This window comes from Rhodococcus sp. NPDC059179 (assembly GCF_042754885.1).
In the GTDB taxonomy this organism is placed as follows: Bacteria; Actinomycetota; Actinomycetes; order Mycobacteriales; family Mycobacteriaceae; genus Rhodococcus_G.
The window spans coordinates 1-1,174 of sequence record NZ_JBHZBV010000028.1; the positions used below are offsets into that span (position 1 = coordinate 1).

Annotated in this window: 1 rRNA gene; it reads right to left on the minus strand. The window is 53.3% G+C overall.

The features are described 5' to 3' along the window. Window positions 1-664 (minus strand): 16S ribosomal RNA (locus ACFXMV_RS23160); the annotation flags it as partial. Between the last annotated feature and the right edge of the window lie 510 nt (window positions 665-1,174).

Sequence of the window (1,174 nt, forward strand, 5' to 3'; positions counted from 1 at the left end):
AGGCGGACCGGCCAGCCAGGCCCCAGGTTCAACTACGAGCTTTTTAACCACAACAACTTTAATATACGCTATTGGAGCTGGAATTACCGCGGCTGCTGGCACCAGACTTGCCCTCCAATTGTTCCTCGTTAAGGGATTTAAATTGTACTCATTCCAATTACAAGACCCAAAAGAGCCCTGTATCAGTATTTATTGTCACTACCTCCCCGTGTCGGGATTGGGTAATTTGCGCGCCTGCTGCCTTCCTTGGATGTAGTAGCCGTTTCTCAGGCTCCTTCTCCGGGGTCGAGCCCTAACCCTCCGTTACCCGTTGCAACCATGTTTGGCCAATACCCAAACATCGAAAGTTGATAGGGAAGAAATTTGAATGAACCATCGCCGGCGCAAGGCCGTGCGATTCGAGAAGTTATCATGAATCACCAAAGAGCCCAGAGGGCATTGGTTTTTAATCTAATAAATACATCCCTTCCGAAGTCGGGATTTTTAGCATGTATTAGCTCTAGAATTACCACGGTTATCCAAGTAGTAAGGTACTATCAAATAAACGATAACTTATATAATGAGCCATTCGCAGTTTCGCTGTATAATTGCTTATACTTAGACATGCATGGCTTAATCTTTGAGACAAGCATATGACTACTGGCAGAATCAACCAGATAACTATCGTCCGCCGCGGAAAAACGGCAACCGGTGCTGCGAGCAGCGCCGGAGAGATGTCAAGTTCACTGGGTGGCGTCCGGAGACGCGCCGGGCAAAGCACCTGCGGCAGGAGCCGTGGGCGCCGTGCGAGCCGGCAATCCGCTTTCCCACTCATGTGTTCCCCAGCGAAGCCGTCGACCACACTGAGCCCGAACGGGCGGCGTGTGGCCTGGGGCACGCCAGGAGAAGGACTCAGCGCCCGACTTCAGCCATTGCGGCGTCCGGCGGGCGTGGTTGCCTTCCGTTGCTCGATGGTAGAACTCGCCAGAGGCCAGTAATCCACAGAACCCATCCCTACAGCGGCGATTGCCGGGGCATTCGTCGCCTTCAGGGCATCCCCAGTACGCCGTGAAGCCTGAGCGACCGGTTTCGTGGGGGCCGACCAACACTATGAATCCCTCGCTAGCGAGACCGGAGCCTGCAAGCCTGTTCAAGGGACCACGCAATGAAAGTCTTCAAGATATGGTACAGTTGT